This window comes from Acinetobacter amyesii (assembly GCF_002018365.1).
Lineage (GTDB): Bacteria > Pseudomonadota > Gammaproteobacteria > Pseudomonadales > Moraxellaceae > Acinetobacter > Acinetobacter amyesii.
This window is the reverse complement of sequence record NZ_MVKX01000005.1, coordinates 148,721-173,396: the sequence shown is the minus strand read 5'-3', so window position 1 is coordinate 173,396 and position 24,676 is coordinate 148,721. Positions and strand designations below refer to the sequence as shown.

The 24,676-nt window shown below is 40.0% G+C and carries 20 protein-coding genes, 2 tRNA genes and 1 pseudogene; 11 read left to right on the top strand and 12 right to left on the bottom strand.

Features of this window, described 5'->3' with window-relative positions; all coding sequences use genetic code 11:
- Positions 1–11: 11 nt before the first annotated feature.
- Positions 12–836 carry a DUF4198 domain-containing protein gene (locus B1202_RS09310; RefSeq protein WP_078190321.1) on the top strand — a complete coding sequence of 275 codons (825 nt, stop codon included), beginning with the start codon at positions 12–14 and terminating at the stop codon, positions 834–836.
- A 55-nt stretch (positions 837–891) separates the two neighbouring features.
- Here B1202_RS09310 and B1202_RS09305 read toward each other — a convergent pair whose 3' ends face one another.
- Together B1202_RS09305 and B1202_RS09300 are read right to left on the bottom strand one after the other, a co-directional pair.
- Positions 892–1,965 (bottom strand): hypothetical protein, encoded by a 1,074-nt coding sequence (locus B1202_RS09305; protein ID WP_078190320.1) that lies wholly within the window; start codon positions 1,963–1,965, stop codon positions 892–894.
- A gap of 88 nt (positions 1,966–2,053) precedes the next feature.
- A tRNA-Asn gene (locus B1202_RS09300) sits at positions 2,054–2,129 on the bottom strand.
- Between the two features lie 251 nt (positions 2,130–2,380).
- On the opposite strand from B1202_RS09300, the gene B1202_RS09295 reads away from it, so the two are divergent.
- On the top strand, positions 2,381–2,839 hold the full coding sequence (locus B1202_RS09295) for a hypothetical protein (protein WP_078190319.1): 459 nt from the start codon (positions 2,381–2,383) through the stop codon (positions 2,837–2,839).
- Between the two features lie 51 nt (positions 2,840–2,890).
- On the opposite strand, the gene B1202_RS09290 is transcribed toward B1202_RS09295, so the two are convergent.
- On the bottom strand, positions 2,891–3,328 hold the full coding sequence (locus B1202_RS09290; RefSeq protein WP_171262633.1) for a PaaI family thioesterase: 438 nt from the start codon (positions 3,326–3,328) through the stop codon (positions 2,891–2,893).
- Positions 3,329–3,691: 363 nt separating this feature from the next.
- Between B1202_RS09290 and B1202_RS09285 the strand changes: the two genes are divergently transcribed.
- Positions 3,692–5,002 (top strand): MATE family efflux transporter, encoded by a 1,311-nt coding sequence (locus B1202_RS09285; RefSeq protein ID WP_249668810.1) that lies wholly within the window; start codon positions 3,692–3,694, stop codon positions 5,000–5,002.
- 48 nt (positions 5,003–5,050) lie between these two features.
- Here B1202_RS09285 and B1202_RS09280 read toward each other — a convergent pair whose 3' ends face one another.
- On the bottom strand, positions 5,051–6,277 hold the full coding sequence (locus B1202_RS09280; protein WP_078190316.1) for a pyridoxal phosphate-dependent aminotransferase: 1,227 nt from the start codon (positions 6,275–6,277) through the stop codon (positions 5,051–5,053).
- A gap of 270 nt (positions 6,278–6,547) precedes the next feature.
- A complete protein-coding gene (gene map / locus B1202_RS09275; RefSeq protein ID WP_078190315.1) occupies positions 6,548–7,375 on the bottom strand; it encodes a type I methionyl aminopeptidase in 828 nt (275 codons plus the stop codon).
- A gap of 207 nt (positions 7,376–7,582) precedes the next feature.
- Between map and rpsB the strand changes: the two genes are divergently transcribed.
- The 3 genes from rpsB (at position 7,583) to B1202_RS09260 (ending at position 10,030) form a co-directional block, all read left to right on the top strand.
- On the top strand, positions 7,583–8,329 hold the full coding sequence (gene rpsB / locus B1202_RS09270; protein WP_078190314.1) for a 30S ribosomal protein S2: 747 nt from the start codon (positions 7,583–7,585) through the stop codon (positions 8,327–8,329).
- A gap of 141 nt (positions 8,330–8,470) precedes the next feature.
- The gene (tsf, locus tag B1202_RS09265) at positions 8,471–9,346 is read left to right on the top strand and encodes a translation elongation factor Ts (protein WP_078190313.1); all 876 of its coding nucleotides are present in this window, start codon (positions 8,471–8,473) and stop codon (positions 9,344–9,346) included.
- Positions 9,347–9,520: 174 nt separating this feature from the next.
- A complete protein-coding gene (locus B1202_RS09260; protein ID WP_078190312.1) occupies positions 9,521–10,030 on the top strand; it encodes a DUF3465 domain-containing protein in 510 nt (169 codons plus the stop codon).
- Between the two features lie 253 nt (positions 10,031–10,283).
- Here B1202_RS09260 and B1202_RS09255 read toward each other — a convergent pair whose 3' ends face one another.
- From B1202_RS09255 to B1202_RS09225, 7 genes are all read right to left on the bottom strand, one after another.
- Entirely contained in the window at positions 10,284–10,739 is a 456-nt protein-coding gene (locus tag B1202_RS09255) for a DUF962 domain-containing protein (RefSeq protein ID WP_078190311.1), read from the bottom strand.
- A gap of 152 nt (positions 10,740–10,891) precedes the next feature.
- Complete coding sequence (locus tag B1202_RS09250; RefSeq protein WP_078190310.1) at positions 10,892–11,506, bottom strand: septal ring lytic transglycosylase RlpA family protein; 615 nt, start codon at positions 11,504–11,506, stop codon at positions 10,892–10,894.
- 286 nt (positions 11,507–11,792) lie between these two features.
- A complete protein-coding gene (gene mltB, locus B1202_RS09245; protein WP_078190309.1) occupies positions 11,793–12,794 on the bottom strand; it encodes a lytic murein transglycosylase B in 1,002 nt (333 codons plus the stop codon).
- Positions 12,795–13,571: 777 nt separating this feature from the next.
- Positions 13,572–14,222: a hypothetical protein gene (locus tag B1202_RS09240; protein ID WP_078190308.1), complete on the bottom strand. Its 651-nt coding sequence runs from the start codon at positions 14,220–14,222 to the stop codon at positions 13,572–13,574.
- A gap of 16 nt (positions 14,223–14,238) precedes the next feature.
- Positions 14,239–15,057, bottom strand: coding sequence for an NADPH-dependent 7-cyano-7-deazaguanine reductase QueF (gene queF, locus B1202_RS09235; protein WP_078190307.1), 819 nt, complete (start codon positions 15,055–15,057; stop codon positions 14,239–14,241).
- Positions 15,057–15,830 (bottom strand): ABC transporter permease, encoded by a 774-nt coding sequence (locus tag B1202_RS09230; RefSeq protein ID WP_078190306.1) that lies wholly within the window; start codon positions 15,828–15,830, stop codon positions 15,057–15,059. Before B1202_RS09230 ends, queF begins: the two co-directional genes overlap by 1 nt.
- Complete coding sequence (locus tag B1202_RS09225) at positions 15,827–16,762, bottom strand: ABC transporter ATP-binding protein (protein ID WP_078190305.1); 936 nt, start codon at positions 16,760–16,762, stop codon at positions 15,827–15,829. Before B1202_RS09225 ends, B1202_RS09230 begins: the two co-directional genes overlap by 4 nt.
- A 188-nt stretch (positions 16,763–16,950) precedes the next feature.
- Here B1202_RS09225 and B1202_RS09220 point away from each other — a divergent pair.
- The 5 genes and pseudogenes from B1202_RS09220 to B1202_RS16600 form a co-directional block, all read left to right on the top strand.
- Positions 16,951–17,026 (top strand) — tRNA-Arg (locus B1202_RS09220).
- Positions 17,027–17,496: 470 nt separating this feature from the next.
- Complete coding sequence (atzF, locus tag B1202_RS09215) at positions 17,497–19,311, top strand: allophanate hydrolase (protein ID WP_078190304.1); 1,815 nt, start codon at positions 17,497–17,499, stop codon at positions 19,309–19,311.
- Positions 19,312–19,330: 19 nt separating this feature from the next.
- Entirely contained in the window at positions 19,331–22,930 is a 3,600-nt protein-coding gene (gene uca / locus B1202_RS09210; RefSeq protein ID WP_078190303.1) for an urea carboxylase, read from the top strand.
- 2 nt (positions 22,931–22,932) lie between these two features.
- On the top strand, positions 22,933–23,619 hold the full coding sequence (locus tag B1202_RS09205; protein ID WP_078190302.1) for a GntR family transcriptional regulator: 687 nt from the start codon (positions 22,933–22,935) through the stop codon (positions 23,617–23,619).
- A 158-nt stretch (positions 23,620–23,777) separates the two neighbouring features.
- Positions 23,778–24,179: pseudogene (locus tag B1202_RS16600) on the top strand (guanosine-3',5'-bis(diphosphate) 3'-pyrophosphohydrolase); the annotation flags it as partial.
- Between the last annotated feature and the right edge of the window lie 497 nt (positions 24,180–24,676).

The window sequence follows — 24,676 nt, the reverse complement described above, 5'->3', positions numbered from 1 at the left end:
ACTTATTTAATATGAAATTACAATTCACTTTACTCTGTTTCGCTTTGTGTGCGGTTGGTCAGGCTCAAGCGCATTATCCTTATGTTGCGCCTCTAAACTATCAAACATTTAATAATCACAGTGCCATTCTTTCTGGTTTTTATGACAATCCGTTTGTTTCAGAAATAGCCATTAAAAACTTTAAATTCCATGTACATACACCATCAGGTGATAAGCTACATTTAACAGATGTCGATTGGGCAAAAACGCAAACGGTCAGCAGCTATAGTTTAGAAAATAAGCAGGATGGCACGTATCGTATTCGCGGTGAAAAGCAGGGAAGTACAGTGCGTTTTGCTTACGATCAAAAGCAGTGGAAAACGTTAATCAATGGTGTGCGTGATCCTCAAAAAACAGCGAATGCAAATGTCATTTATACAGCTGAGTTGACTAAAAAGTCGCAAATCAAAAGTATTCAAACGCTGGAAATCATTGAAACTTTTGTATCGCGCCGTGTAACGTCTACACAAGTGGTGAATCATTTGCATGATGGCTTTGATGTGCAATTTAAAACTCATCCGAATGCCATTATGCAAAATGAGCCAGTACAACTGAAAGTGCTAGATCAGAAAAAAGCGGTTGCGGGTTTGCAGATTGAAATTTTGCAGCAAACAACGGATTACAGCCGTGAAGGAAAAGTTTATAAAACGCTTAAAACTGATCAAGATGGGCACTTGAATTTTAACCTATCAGATCGTGGTCAGTATTTACTGAAAATGGATTATCAACAGCCTATTGAAATGAAAGGTGATGCATTAAAACGATATAAATATACCTTGAGTTTTAATGTGATCTAAGGTGATTAAAAGAGAAAAAGCTCTGCGATTTGCGGAGCTTTTTTATGAAAATGATTTAGCTATCTTTAGGTTCAAGATAAAACATCAATAAACCTATCAATAAAATTAAACTGGTTTGAGTGAAAAAGTGTTTATTAAAACCACCATAATATTGCTGCGAATAGCCTGCAATCAGTAAATAACCCGTTAAATAAAGCAATCGATAATATCGGCTCTCAAAACAATAAAAGACACTTGCAAAACATAAAATCAGGCAACCAATCACCATATAATGGATATCCCAAATGATGGTGTTGATTGCAAATAAAAGTGCTGAAAGCGCGCCGATAGATAAATTACGAAGGCTTTCAAACCCTTGAAAGATATGCATCAAAGAAAGTATGAAGAGTGGCAATAGAGCAAGTGCATATTTTATTTTCATACTGTTTTGCGTCATGAGCATAAAATTTTGCTGTTTCTCAACAATAGGGCTAGTACTGATGCTTAGCCTAAGCCATTGAAGGGTTAAGTGTTCAGGGATGTTGGCTTTAACTAAAAATTTGAGAGTGGCTTGTGGTGGAATAATATAGTTCTCTTGGAATTCATGGCCATAAAAGATCCATGACTTATTGGTCTCCAATGTGTGATATTGCGTATTTTTTTGAGTTGAGATGTTAAAAAGTTGTCCACTTGCATTTAACCCAGCTTTCATACATGGTGTTTCTTTTTCGTGAACAATACATAACGGCAGTACCGAAATTTCTAGATCTTTTCGTGTTTGTTGCTGACCTGCAAAATCAATATGGATATACAGTTGATCAGATTGGTTTTGCAGTGTAATGGGTGTGCTCGACCAATATTGTCCTTCTGTCATCTCGTTCAATACAGATTCAGATATTTCGGGAATAGTATTGTGATTTTGAATCTGCTGAGGTGGAATCAACCATTGTAGGTTGCTGTCAAGAAGGGTGTTAGATTCACTATTATATAAATTGGGTGGTATTTTGAAATGTTGCTCAATTTCACTTTCGGGTGTGCAGCTCACCAAATAAATTGCAAATGGGCTGATAATAATTAAAAGAAAAATGAATGCAGTGAGATAGTGTTTTAAGGCAGTTTTATTTGATTCAGCATCAACTTGAATGAACATTTTTTTTATTTTAATGACAATGACTTATAGATTATATGTAAATCATAGGCATTAAAAAAGCCCATTTAAATAAATGGGCTTTAGAATTTGGCTCTCCAACCTGGGCTCGAACCAGGGACCTGCGGATTAACAGTCCGTCGCTCTACCGACTGAGCTATTGGAGAATCTGAATGCGATTATAAGCAGATTTTGGGGAGGGTCAAGCTAAAAATACCAATATGAGGAGAAATGCGTGATAGATGTTTTTTATTTGAACAAAAAGAAGGATTTTTTAGAAAAAATGAATCTTAGGCTTGCAAAGAAAAAATTCAATTGATAGTCTGAATGCAACAACAGAGCGTTTAAACATATGTTTAAACAGTGTGGATTTAAACCCAACTTGCCAGCACTAAAATGGCTAAACAGGAGAAAGCGAATGAATACGCTGACTATTTCTCAGATTTTTTCAAATTTTTCTTTTTACCAAGAAAACTATCTTTCCATTATCAGTAACCAAGAGCAATATCAAACACCTGTCGAAGGTGCATACGTTGACGTTTGGCCTTTGGGTCAACGTGACTTGGCATTGGGTGATTTATTACAACTGTGGTTTAGTGAAAAATGGTTGATCAACGCGCCATGTCATTTACGTTTTGAACATCAAGATGATGGTCGTCGTGTGCCTTTGCAACGCAAGCAAGACTTGTATTTATACCAATTGGCAGGTAATGCATTATCAGGCTCAAATCGTTCTAAAGTATGGTCTATTTCAGAACAACGGGAACTTCGTGTTGAGTTAGATAGTGCTTTAAAATATTACTGCTTTCAAAAGGGCAGTAATCGCATTGATCTTAGCGAAGGCCAATTAATTCGCGCCTTACATTCAGCAATATAAGTTTGAATCATCATCTGCTCGCATTGAATTGCGAGCAGAAAAATAAAAATATTAAGGACGTATAATCATGCAGGTTGCAGTTGCATGTGCATAAAGTTTGCCATTGTCATCGATAATTTTCCCTTCAGAAATCCCTAAATTTTTACTGATATTAATGACTGTTCCAATCGCTGTAAGTTCAACATCCTTTGGAATTGGGCGACACATTTTTATATTTAAGTCGATGGTGCCATAACCTACACCTGCCTCTAATAAGGTGTGAATGGCACAACCTGTCACCGAGTCGAGCACCGTAGCAGCAAAGCCACCATGCACACCGCCTAGCGGATTTAAGTGTCGTGCATCTGCTTTAGCCTTAAAGCTAATACTGCCCTCAGATACTTCATAAGGCTGCATTGGAATAGTTTCGCTAATACTTGCTGGTGGAATTTTCCCTGCACACATGGCTTGTAGAAGTTGCAGTCCGGTCATTTCTTTTGGATTCATTATTTTGGCCTATTTTATGAGTTCTAAAAAGGAATCTGAGCTTAACATAGCTAATTGTTGAAATTATTGTCAAGTTGATTATTTGAAGCTTTCATTGAGTAATCTTGCTTTGGCATTTACGTGGGTTGTATAAAGAATAGCAGTGAGTAGAGGGGATAAAGGGAAGTAGCATGATGTGAAAAATAACGCGAAATGCATCTAAAAAAATAAGTAATAAATCTATTGTATATACTTAGTTTTTCACAGATGATGGGTAAAACATAAAAGATATCAGCTGATTATAAGTCGAAGTGAGACTTATATTTAGAATAAAAAATACAGTGAAAAGTCATGAAAACGTTTTTAAATTTGTGGATGCCCATTTTTTTGAGTAATACCATTTTAATGCTTGGTGGTTTATTCGATACGATTTTTTTATCTCATTTTTCAGCACAACATGTCACTGCAATGGCCGTTTGTGTGGGTATCTACAGTTTAGTTTTTGTCTCGGGTATGGGTGTTTTGCAAGGCATGATGCAGGAACTGGCGGAAGCAAATGGCCGCAAGGCGTATCTGGAATTACAGCTGATTATTAAGCAAAGTATCATCATTGTGCTCTGTCTTTCAGGTGGTGCGGCTTGGCTTTTTACTCATGCAGAACCATTGCTCAATGTCTTAAGAGCTGATGAAGAAATAAGAGCATTAATTCAACCGTGTTTGGTTTTGATGGCTTTAACCATTCCTGGGCATTTTTTATTACGAATTCTTTTTATTTACACGCAAACCTGTGGGCAGGCAAAGCGAGTGTTTTATGCAAACACGCTGTATTTAATAATAAAAGTAACTTTGGCATATGGCTTTATATTTGGAATTTCGGTTTTTAATATTCCTGCTTATGGTGTGAAAGGGGCTTTTCTAGCGCATCTTCTTGCGCAATGGCTGTTACTGGTTCTCTATTATTTCTTTTTCTTAGAAAAGAAATTGAGTATTCACTGGTTGGGTGAGTTCTTTAATTTAAAAATTTTATGCAATATTTTAAGCATTGGTTTACCAACTGCAGTGGTTGTTTTTATTGATGTATTTACCATAAGCGCAATTGCGTTACTGGCATTGCCACTGGGTAATGTCATTGTAAATGCGCATCAAATCGCTATGGGTTTTTGCGGCTTATTGTTTATGTTGCCGCTGTCACTTGGCGCAACCTTTAGTATTTTGGTATCGACTAAAATCGGAGAGGGGCGTGTTCAGGAGGCGTGGCATTTAACCGGTATAGCGATGAAGGTGGCGTTCGCTGTCGCCTTAACCGCCTCAATCGTTGTGGCAGTATTTCATCCCTATATGTTGCCCTTGTTTAGTAATGACAAAGATGTACTCAACGTGGTTTTCGCATTGGTGTTTTTATTGTGTTGGATGCATGTCTTTGATGCGATGTTAGTAGTTTCGGTCAATATGTTGAGATGTTGGAAAGTTATTGTATTTCCGATGCTGGTTTATAGCAGCATGATTTTAGTTTTCGGGCTTGGTGGCGGCTGGTATTTGGCATTCCATCCAGTGACATGGTTGGGGCGCACGTACGATGCATTCAATATTCAAGGTTTTTGGATCATGCTATGTGTTGCCTATACGCTGGCAGCAGTTATTTGCTTTATCTGCCTTAAATGGAAACATAGCAAATACTTTAAAATGGCTCAGATATAAAAAAACCCGCGAATATCGCGGGTTTTTTGATTTGATCTTTAGATCAAATTATTTTTCAGCAGCAATTGAAGCAATCGCAGCGTCTACGCCTTCGATTGAATCAGCAGCTTTCTTGATACGTGCAAGCGCATCTACAAGAACTTCGTCTGCAGTTGCATAAGAAATACGCATGTAACCACCTAGACCGAACGCATCACCAGGAACTACGGCAACACCAGTTTCTTCCAATAACCATGCAGAGAATTCTGTGCAAGATTTTAAACCTTTTGCACGAATCAATGGACGGATGTTTGCGTATGCATAGAATGCACCATCAGCAGGAAGGCAAGTAATACCGTTGATGTCGTTCAAACCTTTCACAACTAGGTCGTGACGGCGTTTGAAGGCTTCAATCATTGGCTCAAGAACGTCTTGAGGACCATTCAATGCAGCTTCAGCAGCAACTTGTGAAATAGAAGTTGGGTTTGAAGTTGATTGAGATTGGATTTTTTTCATCGCACCAATAAGTTTAGCAGGGCCCGCTGCGTAGCCAATACGCCAGCCAGTCATTGCATAAGCTTTAGATACACCGTTAAGAACGATTACGCGATCGTAAAGGTCTGGTGCAACTGTTGCGATGTTGTAGAATTCGTCGTCCCAACGGATTGGTTCGTACATATCATCAGAAGCAACTAAAACTTCTGGGTATTTACGTAGAACGTCAGCTAAAGCAAGTAATTCTTCTTTAGTGTAGATCATACCTGTTGGGTTAGAAGGGCTGTTTAGAACCACTAAACGAGTTTTGTCAGTGATTGCAGCTTCTAATTGAGCAGGCGTAATTTTGAAACGTTGGTCTTCACCACATTTCACGATTACAGGAGTACCTTCAGCAATGATCACCATGTCTGGGTAGCTTACCCAGTAAGGAGCAGGGATAATTACTTCGTCACCTTTGTTTAACAAAGCAAGTACCAAGTTAAAGAAAGATTGTTTACCACCACAAGAAACCAAGATTTGGTTTGCAGCGTAATCAAGGTTATTGTCGCGTTTTAATTTAGCAATAATTGCTTTTTTAAGACCTGGAGTACCGTCAACAGCTGTATATTTAGTGAAGCCATTGTTGATAGCAGCAATTGCAGCATCTTTGATGTGTTGTGGGGTATCGAAATCCGGTTCACCTGCGCCTAAACCAATTACGTTTTTACCAGCAGCTTTCAATTCAGCAGCTTTGTTAGTAACAGCAAGTGTAGGGGACGGTTTGATGCTATTTACACGATCAGACAGACGTACGTCCACGGCAGTATTCCTTCTTATAGGGATTAAAAAATAAAAAGCACACTATCTTAGCTTAAATGCACAGTAATGGGGAGTGGCAAAATCAACAATGTGCAAAAAAGTGTGATATTCCATCCTAACCCTATAATTGAGAAAATTTACATTGAGTTACTTAAATTTTTAATCAAATTTTATGGCAAATTCTTAAAGTCACGGACAAAAATAGGGCATAAAAAAGGCCACAACATGTGTGACCATTTTTAATAAAATTTTGTGCTTCAAATACTTTGCTTATTGAACAAAACGCGATAGATCTTCTTCAGGGCGAGCAGTTAGCACTTCTACACCATTTTTTGTTACAAGTAGCGTGTGTTCGTACTGTGCAGACAAGCTATGATCTTTAGTAACGACAGTCCATTTGTCGCCAAGAAGTTTGGTTTTCCAGTCGCCACCGTTCACCATTGGTTCGATGGTAAAGGTCATGCCTTCTTCTAAGATCATGCCTGTATTGGGTTGACCGTAGTGTAAAACTTGTGGTTCGTCGTGGAAAACAGTACCAATACCATGACCACAATATTCACGTACAACGCCAAAACGCTCTGACTCAACATATTGTTGAATGGCATTACCGATATCGCCCATGGTTGCGCCCGGTTTTACTACCGCCATACCACGGTACATGGCTTCTTGAGCAACTTTACATAAACGGTTCGCTAAAATAGTGGTTTCACCGCCTACGATATACATCATGTTGGTATCACCGTGGTAACCATCTTTAATCACAGTGACATCGATGTTTAAGATGTCACCTTTTTTTAACTTTTTGCTTTCAGATGGAATACCGTGACACACCACATGGTTCACTGAAGTACAGATCACGTGCTGGAACGCTGGACGACCCGGCGCAGCACCATAACCTAAACAAGCAGGAATAGCTTCTTGTTTATTGACAATATAGTCATGACAAATCGTATCAAGTTCTAGGGTAGTCACACCTGGAACAATATGCGGTTTGATCATATCCAAAACTTCTGCCGCCAGTCGACCCGCGACGCGCATTTTTTCAATTTCGTCAGGCGTTTTAATTAATCGACGTGGAGCTTCGTAAGTACTGTTCATGATCTCTAAAAACTTTTGGAAATTTGTATGTGACTATGGTATAAATAGCCGCCCATTTTATCAAATGCTTTTTCGTGAATATCTTTCACGAGCTTTGTGCGATGGGGCAATAAAATCCGCACATATATCGACACATTTCTCTGGGTGCCTTTTTAGGTGGAGAATGCGGGTATATGGAGGCCTAACCCAAACTTTAAGGTAAAGAAAATGGCAGATTACAACGTAAGCATGCGCGACCTTCTTCAAGCAGGCGCACACTTCGGTCACCAAACACGTTTTTGGAATCCAAAAATGCGCGAATACATCTTCGGCGCGCGCAACAAAATTCACATCATCAACCTTGAGCACACTGTTCCTGCGTTAAATGATGCTTTGAACTTTGCTAACAACTTGGCTAGCAAAAAGAACAAAGTTTTGTTCGTTGGTACAAAACGTGCAGCTTCTGCAATCATCCGTGAACAAGCTCAACGTGCAGGTCAACCATATGTTGATCACCGCTGGTTGGGTGGTATGTTGACTAACTGGAAAACTCTTCGCCAGTCAATCAACCGTCTAAAAGACCTTCAAACTCAATCTACTGACGGTACTTTCGCTAAACTTACTAAACGTGAAGCTTTAGAACGTACTCGTGAGATGGAAAAACTTGAACGCGCTCTTGGCGGCGTTAAAAACATGGGTGGTTTACCTGACGCATTATTCGTAATCGATGTTGATCACGAAGCAATTGCAATTAAAGAAGCTAAAAACCTTGGTATTCCTGTTATCGGTATCGTTGATACAAACTCTAACCCAGACAACGTAGACTACGTTATCCCTGGTAACGACGATGCGATCCGTGCAGTTACTCTTTACGCTTCTGCTATGGCTGATGCGATTCTTGCTGGTAAAGAATATGCTCAATCACAAGCAAATGCACAAGCTAAAGGCGAAGAAGCTCCTGCTTCTGAGGCTTAATGCGTTTGACGTAAGCTTGTCATTTTTGCGACACGTGATGGTGGCAAAGTAAGCGTCATGTATGCAGACGGCCCACGAGACAGCTCTGGGCCGTTTCTGTTCTAAAAAGAATTCATTTTCTACCGTATTTAGGAGATTAACATGACTGCAGTTACAGCAAGCATGGTTAAAGAATTGCGCGATCGTACTGGTCTTGCAATGATGGAATGTAAAAAAGCATTAACAGAAGCGGGCGGTGACATCGAATTAGCGATCGACAACCTTCGTAAATCTGGTCAAGCTAAAGCTGCTAAAAAAGCGGGTAACATTGCTGCTGACGGCGCGATCACTATCGCTCAAGAAGGCAACAAAGCAATCCTTGTAGAAGTTAACTGTCAAACTGACTTCGTTGCTAAAGACGAAAACTTTGCTGGTTTCTCTGCTAAAGTTGCTGCTGCTGCGCTTGCTGCTGGTGTAACTGACGTTGCTCAAATTGCTGAATTGAAACTTGAAGATGGTGCTACTGTTGAAGAAGCTCGTATCGCGCTTGTTCAAAAAATCGGTGAAAACATCCAAGTACGTCGTGCTCAAATCGTTGAAGGCGACAACCTTGCAGTTTACAAACACGGTTTAAAAATCGGTGTTGTAGTTGCATACGCTGGTGATGCTGAAACTGGTAAAGGTTTGGCTATGCACATCGCTGCATTCAACCCAGTTGCTGTAAACGAAGCTGGCGTTTCTGCTGAACTTATCGCTAAAGAAAAAGAAATTGCTGAAGCGAAAGCAATTGAATCTGGTAAACCAGCAAACATCGTTGAAAAAATGGTAACTGGTTCAGTTCAGAAATACTTGAACGAAGTTGTTCTTGAGAACCAAATGTACGTTATCGACAACGATAAGAAAGTTGCAGAAGTTCTTAAAGCAACTGGTACTACTGTTGCTAACTTCGTACGTTTCGAAGTTGGTGAAGGTATTGAGAAAAAAGCTGAACTTTCTTTCGCTGAAGAAGTTGCTGCTGCTCAAGCTGCTGCAAAATAATCTCTGATTATTTGTAGAAAAAAGCCCTCGTTTTAGAGGGCTTTTTTTATGGCTGTAGCTTTACTGATTTCAAAACTATTCTGACTTTAAATTGTGTGCATTCTTGTTCACAGATCCTATTTTTATCCATATTAATGACTATAATGAGTTGAAAATTTAGATTTAAACTATCTCATGGCAAACAAAATAAACTTAACCATCGGCGGAATTATTGTTGCGCTTGCAGCAGCTTATTTCGGGATTGATTTACAACAACAAAAAACTGCACAAGTTCAGACGACTGCTGATCAAAACTCACAGCCACAAATAGAATCAGTTCAGCCCGCTGATACTCATCAAAAAGGGCAGAGTGCTGAAGATATTATTGCGCATGCATTTAAAAATAAACTCAGTAATGTTCAGGTTGAGGGCGCAGGTCAAGTCAAAGCGGTACTACGAGATGATAATGAAGGTAGTCGCCATCAAAAGTTCATTTTGACCTTAAATAATGGTCAAACGCTTTTAGTCGCACATAATATCGATCTTGCTCCACGAATTGACGACTTGCAAAAAGGCGATACAGTTCAATTTTACGGTGAATATGAATATTCAGATAAGGGGGGTGTGATGCACTGGACACATCACGATCCGAATGGACGTCATCAAGATGGTTGGTTAAAGCATCAAGGTAAAACCTATCAATAAAAATCACGTAGTCATTTTTAACTTTAGTCATTTAAATGATCATGATTTAGATGAAGCTATCAACATAAAATTGGATTAACCATATTGAGTAAAAGCCAGTGTTTAAACACTGGCTTTTTGGTCGTATAAATAGAAAAAATGATTGGAAATACGAGAGATAAATACACCTATAAACAATAGGGTTTTAAGCATCGAATATGAAGAAAACCGATGTGGAATAAGTGAAAAAGAGATCCATGAAATTAATCGTGCTCTAAATGCTCTTTATTTGCGATTTATGGCGTGTTTCCCAATTACCAAGTACTTTGCCTGCAAATGTATCTAAACACCAAATAGGGCCAATGAGGAGGAATTGGAGGTCTTTGAAAAAAGAGGGCTTTTTACCTTCAATTTTATGGCCATAAAATTGACCAATCCATGCGAATACAAAGAGCGCGATATAAAAGCCATATCCAACTGGTAACACCCAAATTAGCCATGCCATGATTAACGTTAACGCGGCCATTGCAACAGCAAGCACAATGTCTAAACGTGCGTAAAAGATAAATGCTAAGGCAAGTAAGACAGCAGTAAGTAGCGCGCTAAAATGTGCCAATATGCCAACGATTGAAAAATAAATCGTGGGTACGCAAATCCAGTGAATAATTTTATTGGTTTTATTTTGATGACTTTCGCTGTATTCATCAAACCATTCGTTGATTGTTTTCATGATAGTCCTTAATCATGGGGAAGGACTCCAATATAAACAAGAATGGGGGAAGGGTCAAAATTAGGCTTACTGAAGATTTGAAAGGCTAAGAGGCTACAAATAAAAAACCACGCTAGGCGTGGTCTGTTAAATGCAGTCACTTCATTGGAGAATTAAGAATTTGGACCGTCTACGCGTTCAATGCTCACGTTTGCAGTACCCGCACTGGTAATACCCAATTGCTTAGCAGCGCCATAAGATAAATCGAGAACACGGTTACCATGGAATGGACCACGGTCATTTACTTTGACCACGACGCTTTTACCATTATTGCGATTCGTAACACGAATAAAGCAATTCAGTGGCAGGCTACGATGTGCTGCTGTAAGTGCGTTCATGTCAAACGTTTCACCACTTGCTGTTTTACGACCGTGGAATTGACGACCGTACCAAGAAGCAGTACCAGTTTGAGTGAACTTACGAACAGTATTCGAAGCGACAGTGTTTAACTTTTCAATCACTGAAGGCTCATCTTCAGGGATTTCGATTTTAGCAGCGATGGTTTGACGACGAATTTTATCGCCAGAACGCTCAGTGATTGAAAGGCTACTTAAATTCGTAAAGTTTGAATTGAAGCTTTGAGCTTCTTTATTCAAAACACGAGCTGCAAGACGCGAGTTGTCATTATCATGATTGAATGATGACGACTGAACCATCTCAGCTTGTGACTGACTTAGCGCAACTGCCGTGGCAACCGCTAAGGCATATTTAATAATTGATGACTGCATTGTTTATCTCCCAATGGCATATTTACTGGTTCAACTAAGTCGCTGATATCCATGTAAACACGTCTGATATTTCACTTTTGCAACTACATTTAACGAGATGGATAATATTCATGCCATCGATAGGCTGTCTAGTGTTTAATTAAAATACTTTGAAAATGTCTAAAAAATTAACAATAGTTGGTTAAAAAATAATCAATAATGTAACAAGGTGTGTAAAATGTCGAATAAATGCTCATTTTAATGAAAATATTTGTTGACTTTTTTGCTCTAAAGGAAAAAACCAGTCTTATCGACTGGTAACTTCAGTGCCTAAAAGCCATAGCGCAGTCGCATACATACGGCTTTTGTTATAGGTTGTAATGACCTGAAAATTTGGATAAGTGATGTAATAAATTGGTCCATAACTATCTTGCAATTGGATGACATTGACCAAATCGAGATCATCGATTTTTACCAATGGATTCATAGGGGTTACACCTTGAGCCTTGAGTACACCATATGGCGTTGGCTGGTTTAAATCCTTTGCAATAATAGCATCTGGGTTGTTTCCACTATAGCGAGCAGCAAAAGCAATCGGTTGATTACGCTGCCAACCATAATTTGCTAGATAATTTGCAATTGAACCAATGGCATCGACAGCCGAATTACGCAGGTCAACATGACCATTACCATCGTAGTCCACACCAAATTTTGGAATGTTACTTGGCATAAATTGAGGATAACCCACAGCACCTGCATATGAACCGACGACAGAGTTGGTTGGAACACCATCTTTATATGACCAAGCAATCAGTGCAGCGAGTTCATCTTGGAAATATTGTGCACGGCGTTCATAGCCAAAACCAAGGGTCGCCAAAGCATCACGAGTGATAAAATTACCTTTATTGCTGCCATAGCCAGTTTCAACACCCAAAATGCCTAAAATCACGGATTGAGGCACACCAAATTGTTGTTCTGCACGATTTAAAGTGTCAGCATATTGATTTTTGAAGCGAACGCCGCGTTGAATTGTACTTTCAGCTAAAAAATTGGTTTTGTATTGGTACCAAGGCTTTGATTCGCCAGGTCTATTCATAATGCTAATAATATTGGGGAGGTTTTTACTACCTTGCATTGCCCAATCAATTTGATTTTCACTCAGACCATAGGTTTGCATTGCATTTTGTTTAAAGCTTGCATATGCCGGATGAGATTGGAAGTCGTTAGCCTGACAAAAACTGGTCAGTGAAAGTGAACCGGCCATAATGGCAATATGTGATAGTTTTTTATAAAAATTTCGATTTAGCATAAATAAAAAATTTCCAGTTGCTTTAGCGATGAGTATGAACAAAATTTCGAGGGGCAAAGATCTTGAAATTTGTGATGACCTTCTGGTTTCATAGCTCATTAAAGGTAAAGGTTACCAATAGCAACTAAGATACCACTGACAGTGCATGCTTTCATAAATAGATATACAAAAAAAGACAAAGCAAAGGATTTTTTCGCAGTTAACATATTGAAAAGTGACATATTCATTTACATAACTTGCAAATATTCACAAATCATTTGAAATAAAGATGACTCTAAAACTCATGCGTCATAAAAACGCAGAACGAATAAACTTTATCGCGTTGCGAAATACTGTTTAGAAGCTACATAAGTTGCAATGTTATATCTAAAAATAAAGGGACAGGATTAAAAAGGTACCGGTCTAAAACACCCATATGCAAGCAGTGGTTTATTCATTACATAGTTTTTGTTCGCCAACGTTTCAATGCTGTTGAAAACGTTGCTATATATAGTAGAAATATAGACTGAATGTTAAAAAAGAAAGAGATTGAATATTGAAATGGATGCATTGAAATTTAAGCCAAAATGACAACTAACATTAAAATATGATCTGTAATTAGGTTCTTTGTGGATTTTTAGAAAGAAACATATAAATGCACTATCTTTTAATAAAATCGGTTCAAATCTTAGAACTGTGTTTGCATGACTATATATAGTCATCGAATCTCGATTCGGTTTTATACGTATAACCATAAAAAAAACCTAGCCGAAGCTAGGTTTTGATTTGTAGCATGAATTATTTGTTAAACATCGCATCATGTGCTTCTGCAAGGGCACCTAGCTCTTCTTTGGTTAGATTTGGGAAAATCTTATCAATCGCGATATGAATTGCTTTAATCACGGCAGAAGAACCGATATCGGCTGCTTTACGTTTAATCATGCCTAAATCGAGTGTTTTATTAAAGTCATTCATAAAATGACGTACTGCAGCTTCAGCAAACTGTTTATACAGTTCACCAAAAGCAGCTTTATTGACATCTACACCCGATTTAATTTCGGCATAACTGTTCTTAAGGTTAGTGACCAATCCTGCATCTAAGCTCAGACCTACACGATGAGCGCCGACTGTGTCCTGAAATAAACTTCGTTCTGAAAATTCAATGGATTGTTTCACCACATCATTCGGAGATTTACCCAGTAGCTGCTTTAACAATACAGCGACTGTTGATTTGACATAGCCAGCCAGTTTTTCTGCTGTGTCGCGCTTGTCGCTTGCAGGAAAAAGATGAACAGGAGCTAATATAGTTGCACCAATGATTTCTTCATTAATCAGCAAAGCTGTTTTATCACGTAAAGGATAAAGTGGTTCACTCGAATTTTTTTTCGCGTGACCAGTTTGGATACTGCTTAGAAGTTCCTCAGAAGGAATAAAACCAAAAAATGGCATCACTAACCTCAATTTTTTATTGTCGCGCCAATCGAATGGGGCGAGGCATCCATGTTAAATCCGATACACGACAAGGGTTGATATCCAATCCACCACGGCGTGTATAGGCAGCATATACCATCAGCTGACTTGGTTTTAAATGTTGCCAAATATCGGCAAACATTTGCTCCACACATTGTTCGTGGAAACCATTATGCTGACGGTAAGAAATAATATAAGCCAGAATACTACGATAACAAGGCTTAGTACCTTTATACCTTATAAATACCGTTCCCCAATCAGGTTGACCCGTGACTGGACAGTTACTTCTTAATAAATGTGAATAAAGTTGAATTTCAACTTCTTCTTGCGCTGCATCTTCATCTAAAGAGAGTAAAGCTGCATTTGGATGATTTTCTAACTGGGTGGGTTCTAAGTCATCAATACAGATGCCTTGCGGTTTTGAAATTTCAACATCATCAACATGAAAAAGATCAATAGTCACGGCGTCATTGGCTGCTGCAGATAAGTCTTTTTCAACGGTTGCTTTAAACGCTGCCTGAGAATCAAATTTGGTAAAGTTCATACTATTAAAGTAGAGCTTTAAAGATTTGGATTCGATCAGGTTGTCTGAACTTGCTGGCAAAGTTAAACGACCAATAGCAACTTGAGGCACACCTGAAGCATTTAACCAAGAAATTTCAAAAACATGCCACCAGTCTTTACCTTGGCGGATGCCTTCCACATGGGCATATTGTTCACGTGCATTGGCACGTGCAATCGGAAACAGAATATCGGGTTGATATTCTGTTGGGTAGTTGGTGTCTTTACCTAAAAGGGATTGTTCTACACTCATTATTCACGCATTCCTGAACCACGAGAAAGTAAATGATACGCCACGCCATAAAGAACAACGCAACATGCAGTAATAACTGTCAGTGAAATGCCGACATTCACATCGCTATGGCCCAAAATACCGTAGCGGAATGCATTGACCATATACACGACAGGGTTGATTAAAGAGAGATTTTGCCAAAAAGGACTCAGTGATGAGATGGCATAGAAAACACCGCCTAAATAAGTCAGCGGAGTCAGGACGAAAGTCGGGATAATCGAAATGTCGTCAAAAGATTTTGCATAAACAGCATTAATAAATCCGCCAAGAGAAAACAGCAGAGAAGTAATGAGAACTGTATATATAGTTACGAAGATATTGGTCAGGTGTAATTCAGTAAAAAATAGGCTCATGGCAGTGACAATAAAGCCGACTAAAACACCACGGCAAACGCCACCGATCACATAACCCCAAAGCACCATGTGTAACGGCACTGGACTCATGATTAATTCTTCAATGCTTTTTTGAAATTTTGCACTAAAGAAACTCGATGACACATTGGCATAGCTGTTGGTAATGACTGCCATCATAATTAAGCCGGGTACGATGAACTGCATGTAGCTAAAACCACCCATTTGCCCAATGCGTGAACCGACTAAATTACCGAAAATCACAAAGTACAAACTCATGGTGATCGCCGGTGGGAGAAGGGTTTGCGGCCAAATACGCATGAAACGGCGAATTTCTTTATACACTAAGGTGTAGAGGGCAATACACAGTTGGTTAAAATTCATTGTGCTGCACCTTCAAGATTTTTTTCGACCATACGGACAAACAGTTCTTCTAGTCGGTTAGATTTATTACGCATACTACGAACCTGAATACCTTGAGATTCCATGAGTTGGAATAGATCATTTAAGGTATGGGCTTTATCCATAGTGACCTCTAAAGTGACGGGGTCAACTAAGTTGAAACGAACACCAATAATTTCAATATGGATCGGTTCAATGGGTTCCACCAAATCGAAAATGAAGGTTTCTTCATTCAACTGACTGAGGAAACCTTTCATGCTGGTGTCTTCTTTAATCACACCACGGTCAATAATTGCGATTCGACGACACAACATTTCTGCTTCTTCTAAATAGTGTGTCGTTAAAATAATAGACGTGCCTTTTTCGTTCATTTCAGTGAGGAAATCCCACATCGAACGGCGTAGCTCAATATCAACACCAGCAGTCGGCTCATCTAAAATCAGCAGTTTAGGTTCATGCATCATGGCACGAGCGATCATTAAACGGCGTTTCATACCGCCCGATAACATGCGTGCTTGGGTACTACGTTTTTCCCAAAGACCAAGTTTTTCTAAATATTCCTCGGCACGTTTTTCTGCAATCTTTTTGGGAATGCCGTAATAGCCAGCTTGAGTCACTAAAATATCAAATGTTTTTTCAAATTGACCAAAGTTAAATTCTTGAGGGACTACACCCAAACACTGCTTTGCATGTGAGGGATGGGTATCTAAATTATGACCAAAGATTTCAACAGAACCTGAAGTTTTACGGGTAAGTGAACTGATAATACTAATCGTGGTAGATTTTCCTGCACCATTGGGACCTAAAAGTGCATAAAATTCACCTTCGGGTACTGTTAAATCAATACCTTTAAGCGCCTGAAACCCATTTTTATAGGTTTTTGACAGCTGCTTTAACGTTAGTGCATCAGTCATAAATAATTCACTCTATAAATAGTGTGAGTATTGTGCGATATCGGGGCAAATAAACCAAGTAAATCGTATGGAATTCTGCATTTTAAAAATAGAACGTTGTATAAAGCTTAAGCAGAAAAATACCTAACATCTATATAGTTGCTTTACCTTACAGTTTTTTTTGTTATGATGTGCGCAATCCAAAATAAGCGCTCATAGCTCAACTGGATAGAGTACAGGTCTCCGAAGCCTGTGGCGTGGGTTCGAGTCCCGCTGAGCGCACCATTTTTTAGTTTTTATTCTTCAACTAAATTTTGCGAATCAACTGCTTTTTTTATATCTCTATTTCTATTCACTTCTATCAATCTCTAAGACTAATATTGCTTTCGCCATCATTGATGTATCTGTTTCCAAACACATTAAATTTAAAATGTTTGTCAGCTTATTTATTCAAAGTTCAAAGTCATACAAAACATCTAAATTGAAAGCTTATAAATAGTGACAATAGTAATTTCACTGTATTTATATCTGCAGCTAAATGAAAAGAATCTATTGAAAACACGATTATAAAAGTCATGCACCAAAATAGTGGAGATGGGAAACTTAATAGAACACTTATTGTATTGTTCTGCCTATATAGAATAGGTCAATGATTGGTGTTTTTGTATTAAGATATTGAAAAATAATTAATAATTAGAGTTGGCATGATGTGTGCAACACAGTATTCAAACTTGGATACAAGAATGAGCACATCAATGAACCCAATAAAAACTTTAGGCTGGACCTTAGCGGAATGGAAAGCGGGCTACACGAATAACACAATTCAACTCGAAGACTTATATGCCTTGGTTGAGCAATTTGATCATGTAGACCCAGCATGGATTTCAATTGCATCGATAGAACAATTAACTTCCCAGATTGAAGCTTTAAAACAAATTGAAAATGTGACTGCCTTACCTTTATTTGGTGTGCCTATTGCAGTGAAAGACAATATTGATGTGGCGGGCTTTGCGTCAACGGCTGCATTTAAATTATTTACTGAAATTAAAACTGAAGATGCCTATGTGGTACAACGCTTAAAACAAGCGGGTGCGATTATTGTAGGCAAAACTAATTTAGATCAATTTGCCACAGGATTGGTCGGTACACGTTCCCCATTTGGTGCAGTGCCAAATACTTTTAATCCTGACTATGTAAGCGGTGGTTCAAGCTCTGGTTCAGGCAGTGTGGTGGCGCGTGGTTTAGTCCCGATTGCACTCGGTACAGATACAGCAGGCTCAGGGCGTATACCTGCAGCTTTTAATAATATTGTTGGTTTAAAGCCAACCAAAGGCCGCTTTTCAAATACGGGCTTATTGCCTGCGTGTAAAAGCTTAGATTGCATTTCAATTTTTGCCTTAACCGTTGCTGATGCAACTGCTGTGGCAGGTGTTATGGAAGGTTTTGATGTAATCGACAGCTATTCACGTGTGAATCCTGCTACAGCGCCTGCAAAGTTCAGCGCACAATTAAAGTTAGCCATTCCAAAACAATTAGAGTTTTTTGGCGATGCTCAATCGGCGGATGCATTTCAGCAAGCACTGACTGAATTAAAAAACTTAGGCGCAGAACTGACTGAAATTGATTTCAGTGCTTTTAGTCAATTGGCGAGCCAACTTTACCAAGGGTCATGGGTCGCAGAGCGAACTGCTGCAGTTGCAGACTTATTAGAAACATCGGTGCAAGACTTTGACCCAACAGTTTTAGACATTATTCAAAAAGGTCAGCAGTACACTGCGGTTGATGCTTATAACGCCGAATATTTAAAGCAAGAATTGGCTCGAGACATTCAGCAAACCTTAGCGCAATTTGATGCCTTAGTGGTGCCAAGCTCACCAACCATTCATACACTGGCCGAAATGGCTGAAGCGCCAATTGAAAATAATAGCCACTTTGGCACCTATACCAACTTTACCAATTTAGCTGACCTAAGTGCCATCGCTGTACCCGCAGGCTTCCGTGCCGATGGGCTGCCTTTTGGAATCACATTCATTGCGCCGGCTTGGCACGATGCAGCATTAGCAGATTTTGCAGAAAAATGGCAAAACCATCTGAAATTACCACTCGGTGCAGTAGGCAAAACATTGCCTGAAGTAACTGCAGTCATTTCTGCACCATCAGCACAGCATTTTCGAGTTGCTGTTGTAGGCGCACATCTCACGGGTATGCCACTCAATTTCCAACTGACAACACGTCAAGCCGTGCATGTCGAAACCACAACCACTTCTGCTGATTATGCCCTCTATGCACTGCCGGGCACTGTACCGCCGAAACCAGGTTTAGCACGTCAGGAATCGGGTCAAAAAATTATTGTCGAGCTTTGGGATATTCCAAAAGCACGTTTCGGTGAATTTGTCGCAGAAATTCCAACACCTCTTGGTATGGGCAATGTCGAGCTTGCCGATGGACGTTGGGTGAAAGGCTTTATTTGTGAACTTTATGGCCTAAAGGGTGCAAAAAATATTAGTGAATTTGGTGGCTGGCGCGCCTATATCCAATCACTGCAAGCAACAACAGCAAAATCAAATTAAAAAAATCGGGGAAATAATCATGTTTAAAACAGTTTTAATTGCAAACCGTGGTGAAATTGCTGTTCGTGCGATTCGTACATTAAAGAAACTCGGTGTTCAGTCCGTTGCCGTGTATTCAGAGACAGACCGTTATGCACAGCATGTCTTAGATGCAGATGTGGCGGTGTCACTTGAAGGTGTTAAACCTGCAGAGACGTATTTGAGTATTGAAAAACTGATTCAAGCAGCCAAACAAACTGGCGCTGAAGCAATATTTCCCGGTTATGGTTTCTTATCTGAAAGTGCCGACTTTGCCCGTGCATGTGAGGAAAATGGTATCGCCTTTATGGGGCCAACGGCTGAACAAATTTTAGAGTTTGGTTTGAAGCATCGTGCACGTGAATTGGCTGCGGCAGCCAATGTACCCATGACACCGGGTACTGGTTTATTGGCAAGTTTAGATGAAGCACTCGCATCTGCGGCAGAGATTGGCTATCCCATCATGCTGAAAAGCACCGCGGGTGGTGGCGGGATTGGTTTAACCCGCTGTGATGATGAACAATCATTAAAAGATGCGTATGAAAGTGTAAAGCGTCTAGGAGAGCAGTTCTTTAAAGATGCGGGCGTGTTTCTCGAACGTTTTGTCGATAAAGCCCGTCACGTAGAAGTACAAATTTTTGGTGATGGTTTGGGGCAAGTTGTTGCCTTTGGGGAGCGTGATTGTTCCTTACAGCGCCGTAACCAAAAAGTGGTGGAAGAAACACCTGCACCGCATTTACCAGAAGCGACACGTCAAAAATTGCACCGTGCTGCTATAGAGCTCGGTCAATTGGTGAAATACCGCAGCGCAGGTACGGTGGAGTTTATCTATGATGCTGCCCGTGATGAAGTGTATTTCCTTGAAGTGAATACCCGTTTGCAGGTTGAACACCCTGTAACGGAAATGGTGACGGGTTTAGATCTGATTGAATGCATGCTGAAAGTGGCAGCAGGTGATGCTTTGGACTGGGAAAAACTCAGCAATATTCAGCCCAATGGCGCTGCCATTGAAGTGCGAATTTATGCGGAAGACCCAGTGAAAAACTTCCAGCCAAGTCCGGGTGTACTCACGGATGTGTATTTCCCTGAAGACATCCGTGTGGATACGTGGGTATCTACAGGCACTGAAATTTCACAATATTTTGACCCGATGATTGCCAAAATTATTGTGCATGCAGCAGACAGAGACAGTGCGATTGCTAAGCTAAAAACAGCCTTGGCTGAAACCCGCCTGAATGGCATTAGTACCAACTTAGACTATGCGCATACCGTAGTATCAGATGCACGCTTTGAAAATATGCAAATCTGGACACGTCTACTGGATGATTTTAAATACGTGCCAAATGTGATTGAAGTGCTACAACCGGGAACGCAAAGTACGATTCAAGACTATCCGGGGCGTATGGGCTATTGGGATATTGGTGTACCGCCATCAGGCCCGATGGATGATTATGCATTTCAATTGGCCAATCAAGTTGTGGGTAATCCAAAATCGGCAGCAGGCTTTGAGTTTACCTTACAAGGACCAAGTCTTAAATTTCATGCCGATAGCATCGTAGCCTTAGCAGGTGCGCCATGCAGCGCGACCCTAGATGGTGTGAATGTCGATTTTTGGCAGCCGATCAGCATCAAAGCAGGGCAGACATTATTACTTGGACAAGTTGAATCGGGTTGCCGTACGTATCTTGCAATCCGTAACGGGCTAAATGTACCTGAATATCTAGGCAGCCGTTCAACCTTTGCATTGGGTAATTTTGGTGGTCATGCAGGGCGAGTTCTGCGTGCAGGTGACATGATTAAAATGGTCAATCCAAGTCTGCCTTTAGATGGATTGGAAATTGCAACAGCAGCACCACAAGCTTTAGCTGCAGAGCGTATTCCAAGCTATGGCAAAGAATGGAAAATTGGCGTGCTCTATGGTCCACATGGTGCACCAGATTTCTTTAAACCTGAATATATTGAAGAATTTTTTGCTTCAACATGGAATGTGCACTTTAACTCAAACCGTTTAGGTATTCGCCTAACTGGACCGACACCAAGTTGGGCACGTGAAAATGGTGGTGAAGCAGGTTTGCATCCATCCAATGTACATGACTGTGAATATGCCATTGGTGCAATTAACTTCACTGGTGATTTCCCCGTGATTTTGGCGAAAGATGGCCCAAGCCTTGGTGGCTTTGTTTGCCCAGTCACCATTGCCAAAGCAGAACTTTGGAAGATTGGTCAACTTAAGGCAGATGACACGATCAGTTTCTATCCAATGAGTGTGGAACAAGCCAATGCCTTGGAAGTTCAGCAAATTGCCGATATCCAAAACTTTGCTCAAGCACCTGAAAAGTCAGAGTTGGTCAATTTTGAATGCAAGCCTGAAGGCATATTGGCGGTTCGTGAAGCAGATGCACATGCACCTAAAGCGGTGTACCGTCAGGCAGGTGACAGTTACATCTTGCTGGAATATGGTGAAAACGTTCTCGACTTAGCATTACGCTTACGTGTTTATCGATTGATGCAACTCATTCGTGAAGCGAATATTGATGGCATTTTAGAGCTTTCACCCGGTGTCCGTTCACTGCAGATTAAATATGATGGATTGCGTTTCAGCCAAGTGAATTTAATTCAGTTCTTATTGGGACTCGAAAATGAGATGGGAGATTTGAGCCAAATCAAAATTCCATCTCGTATTATTCACTTGCCGATGGCATTTGAGGACTCAGCAACTTTAGGTGCTGTAGAACGTTATCAAGAAAGTGTCTGTGCCAAAGCGCCATGGTTGCCAAATAACGTCGATTTCATTCAGCGTATTAATGGCTTAGACAGCCGTGAGCAAGTCAAAGACATCATTTTCGATGCCAATTACCTGATTTTAGGTTTGGGCGATGTGTATTTAACCGCACCTTGTGCTGTACCAATTGATCCACGTCATCGTTTGCTCAGTTCGAAATACAACCCTGCACGTACTTTTACCGCAGAAGGCACAGTGGGTATTGGCGGTATGTACATGTGTATCTATGGCATGGACTCACCGGGCGGTTATCAATTGATTGGCCGTACCTTGCCAATTTGGAATAAGTTTAAAAAGAACAAGCAGTTTGGCGATCAGCAATGGTTCTTACGCTTCTTTGATCAAATTAAATATTATGAAGTGACAGAAACAGAACTTGATCAATTCCGTGCCGACTTTGCCAATGGCGTAGCTGAAATTAAAATTGAAGAAACAGAGTTTGATTTTGCAGCCTATCAAGCCTTTTTGGAAACAGAAAAGGACAGTATTGCCGAATTTAAAGCACAGCAGCAACAGGCATTTACAACTGAAGTTGAGCGCTGGAAAGATGAGTTCGATGCACCTGCGGAAATGGAAATCCTGCAAGATGATACCGACTATAGCCAATTTGCAGCCTTGAATGCGTCGATGACCGGCAACATTTGGAAAATTTTTGTCGAAGCTGGACAGTCTGTGAAGAAAGGCGATACTGTAGCCATTATTGAAGCGATGAAAATGGAGCTTCCAGTCTATGCCGATGATGACGGCATAGTGAAAGCGATTATCTGCCGTGCAGGACAAACGGTACATAGCGGTGAACCGCTGGTTTATATGGAATAAACATGAGCTCAGCCATTGTTGGGAAAAGCTCAGACAACTTGTCTGAGCTGGTTTTCCAAAAAATAAAAAACGATATTTTTGATTTTCAGCTTAAACCAGGTGCACGTTTTACCGAATCTGAAATTGCCGAATTGTATGAAGTCAGCCGCACACCCGTACGGCAGGCTTTATATCGTTTACAGCAAGATGGTTATGTAAGGGTGCATTTTCGTAGCGGTTGGGAAGTGAAGCCGCTGAACTTTAAAGCCTACGAAGAACTGTATGATTTACGGATTTTGCTGGAATGCTATGCCATTGAGCAGCTCTGCAAAATGGAATCAGAGCAACTCAAACAGGCTTTACAAGACTTAGTGAATCTGTGGTGTATTCAGCCTGAACAGTTTTTGCATGATTTAAAAACTTTATCGATGCAAGATGAAGCATTTCACTGTCAATTGGTTGAAGCCATTGGCAATAGTGAAATGGTGAAAGTGCATCGGGATGTCAGTGAAAAAATCCGTATTATTCGCCGTTTAGATTTTTCTAAAGATTATCGAATAGAAGCCACTTATGCAGAGCATCAACAGACTTTACAATTGATCCTCGAACATGATGTGACAGCGGCACTAGAGAAGATGCGCAGCCATATTCAGCAAAGTAAAGAAGAGGTGAAAAAAATTACTTTGGAAATGTTGGCACGAATGGCATAGAAGTATTTGCAAAAGATCTACCTCACGATAAGTCACGGTAGATATGTATTTTACGAGTCAATCTGTGTCGTTCGAGTAGCGCTTAGAGCTACAAAATCTGTATTCATTGGTTAATATGATGGAGAAAAATAAAAAAGACCACGAAGGGGAGATTCTTTATTTCAACTTTAGAAAACGCGATTTCTTTGGCGACAGAACGCCATTTCGGACAAGTCGATAAAGCGGGACAAGCCTATATTCAACATCCACTTCGTGTGATGAAAAATGTGCAACATCCCGACGCTAAAATCGTCGCTGTACTACATGACATTTTAGAAGATACTGCGACAACGACGGATGAGCTTCGTGCTATGGGTTTTCAAGCGCATATTATTGACGCGATACTGGCACTGACTAAAACAGCCGGTGAGAACCGATTTCAAGCTGCGCAGCGTACCGCTAAAAATGCAATTGCGTGTGAAGTGAAACTCAGTGATTTACACGACAATATGGATTTGTCTCGCTTAACTTCGGTCACAGTAAAAGATCGACGTCGTTATCAACAATATTTAAAAGTTAAACGTAGATTAGAGCGTGCTCGGAGCGTCCATTTACATCTGATCGAATTAAATCTAACAACAGATTATCCTCGTTTTCAATTTCAAAGTTCACAGCAAAATTTTCAATATCTGCTTAATGCGATGTTTGATCTAGAGCATTCATTAGGTGGCATTCAGATTGGAAGTCCACAGGAATGGTGGATTTTATTTGAAGATGTCAGCGTATATTTTGCATATTGCCAAAGAAAAGGAGTGGTTCCCAAGCTGGAAGCGTTCTTCGATTTAATTTTGACTATGGATCGGGACTATTTCGGGGGCATTTTTCAAACTGAACAAGATCGGCAATTATTTGCTTCTATGTTTGGCGTCTTTATGCAAAATCATTTTTATCGCGTGGAAGCTTAAGGCCGATTAGATAGATTGCATCAGCAATACAACAATATAAAGTCACCAGTGATTGATGAATTTTATCTAAATATTGAGCTACTGAGCGTCATTTAAAAACATCTCAAAATGCG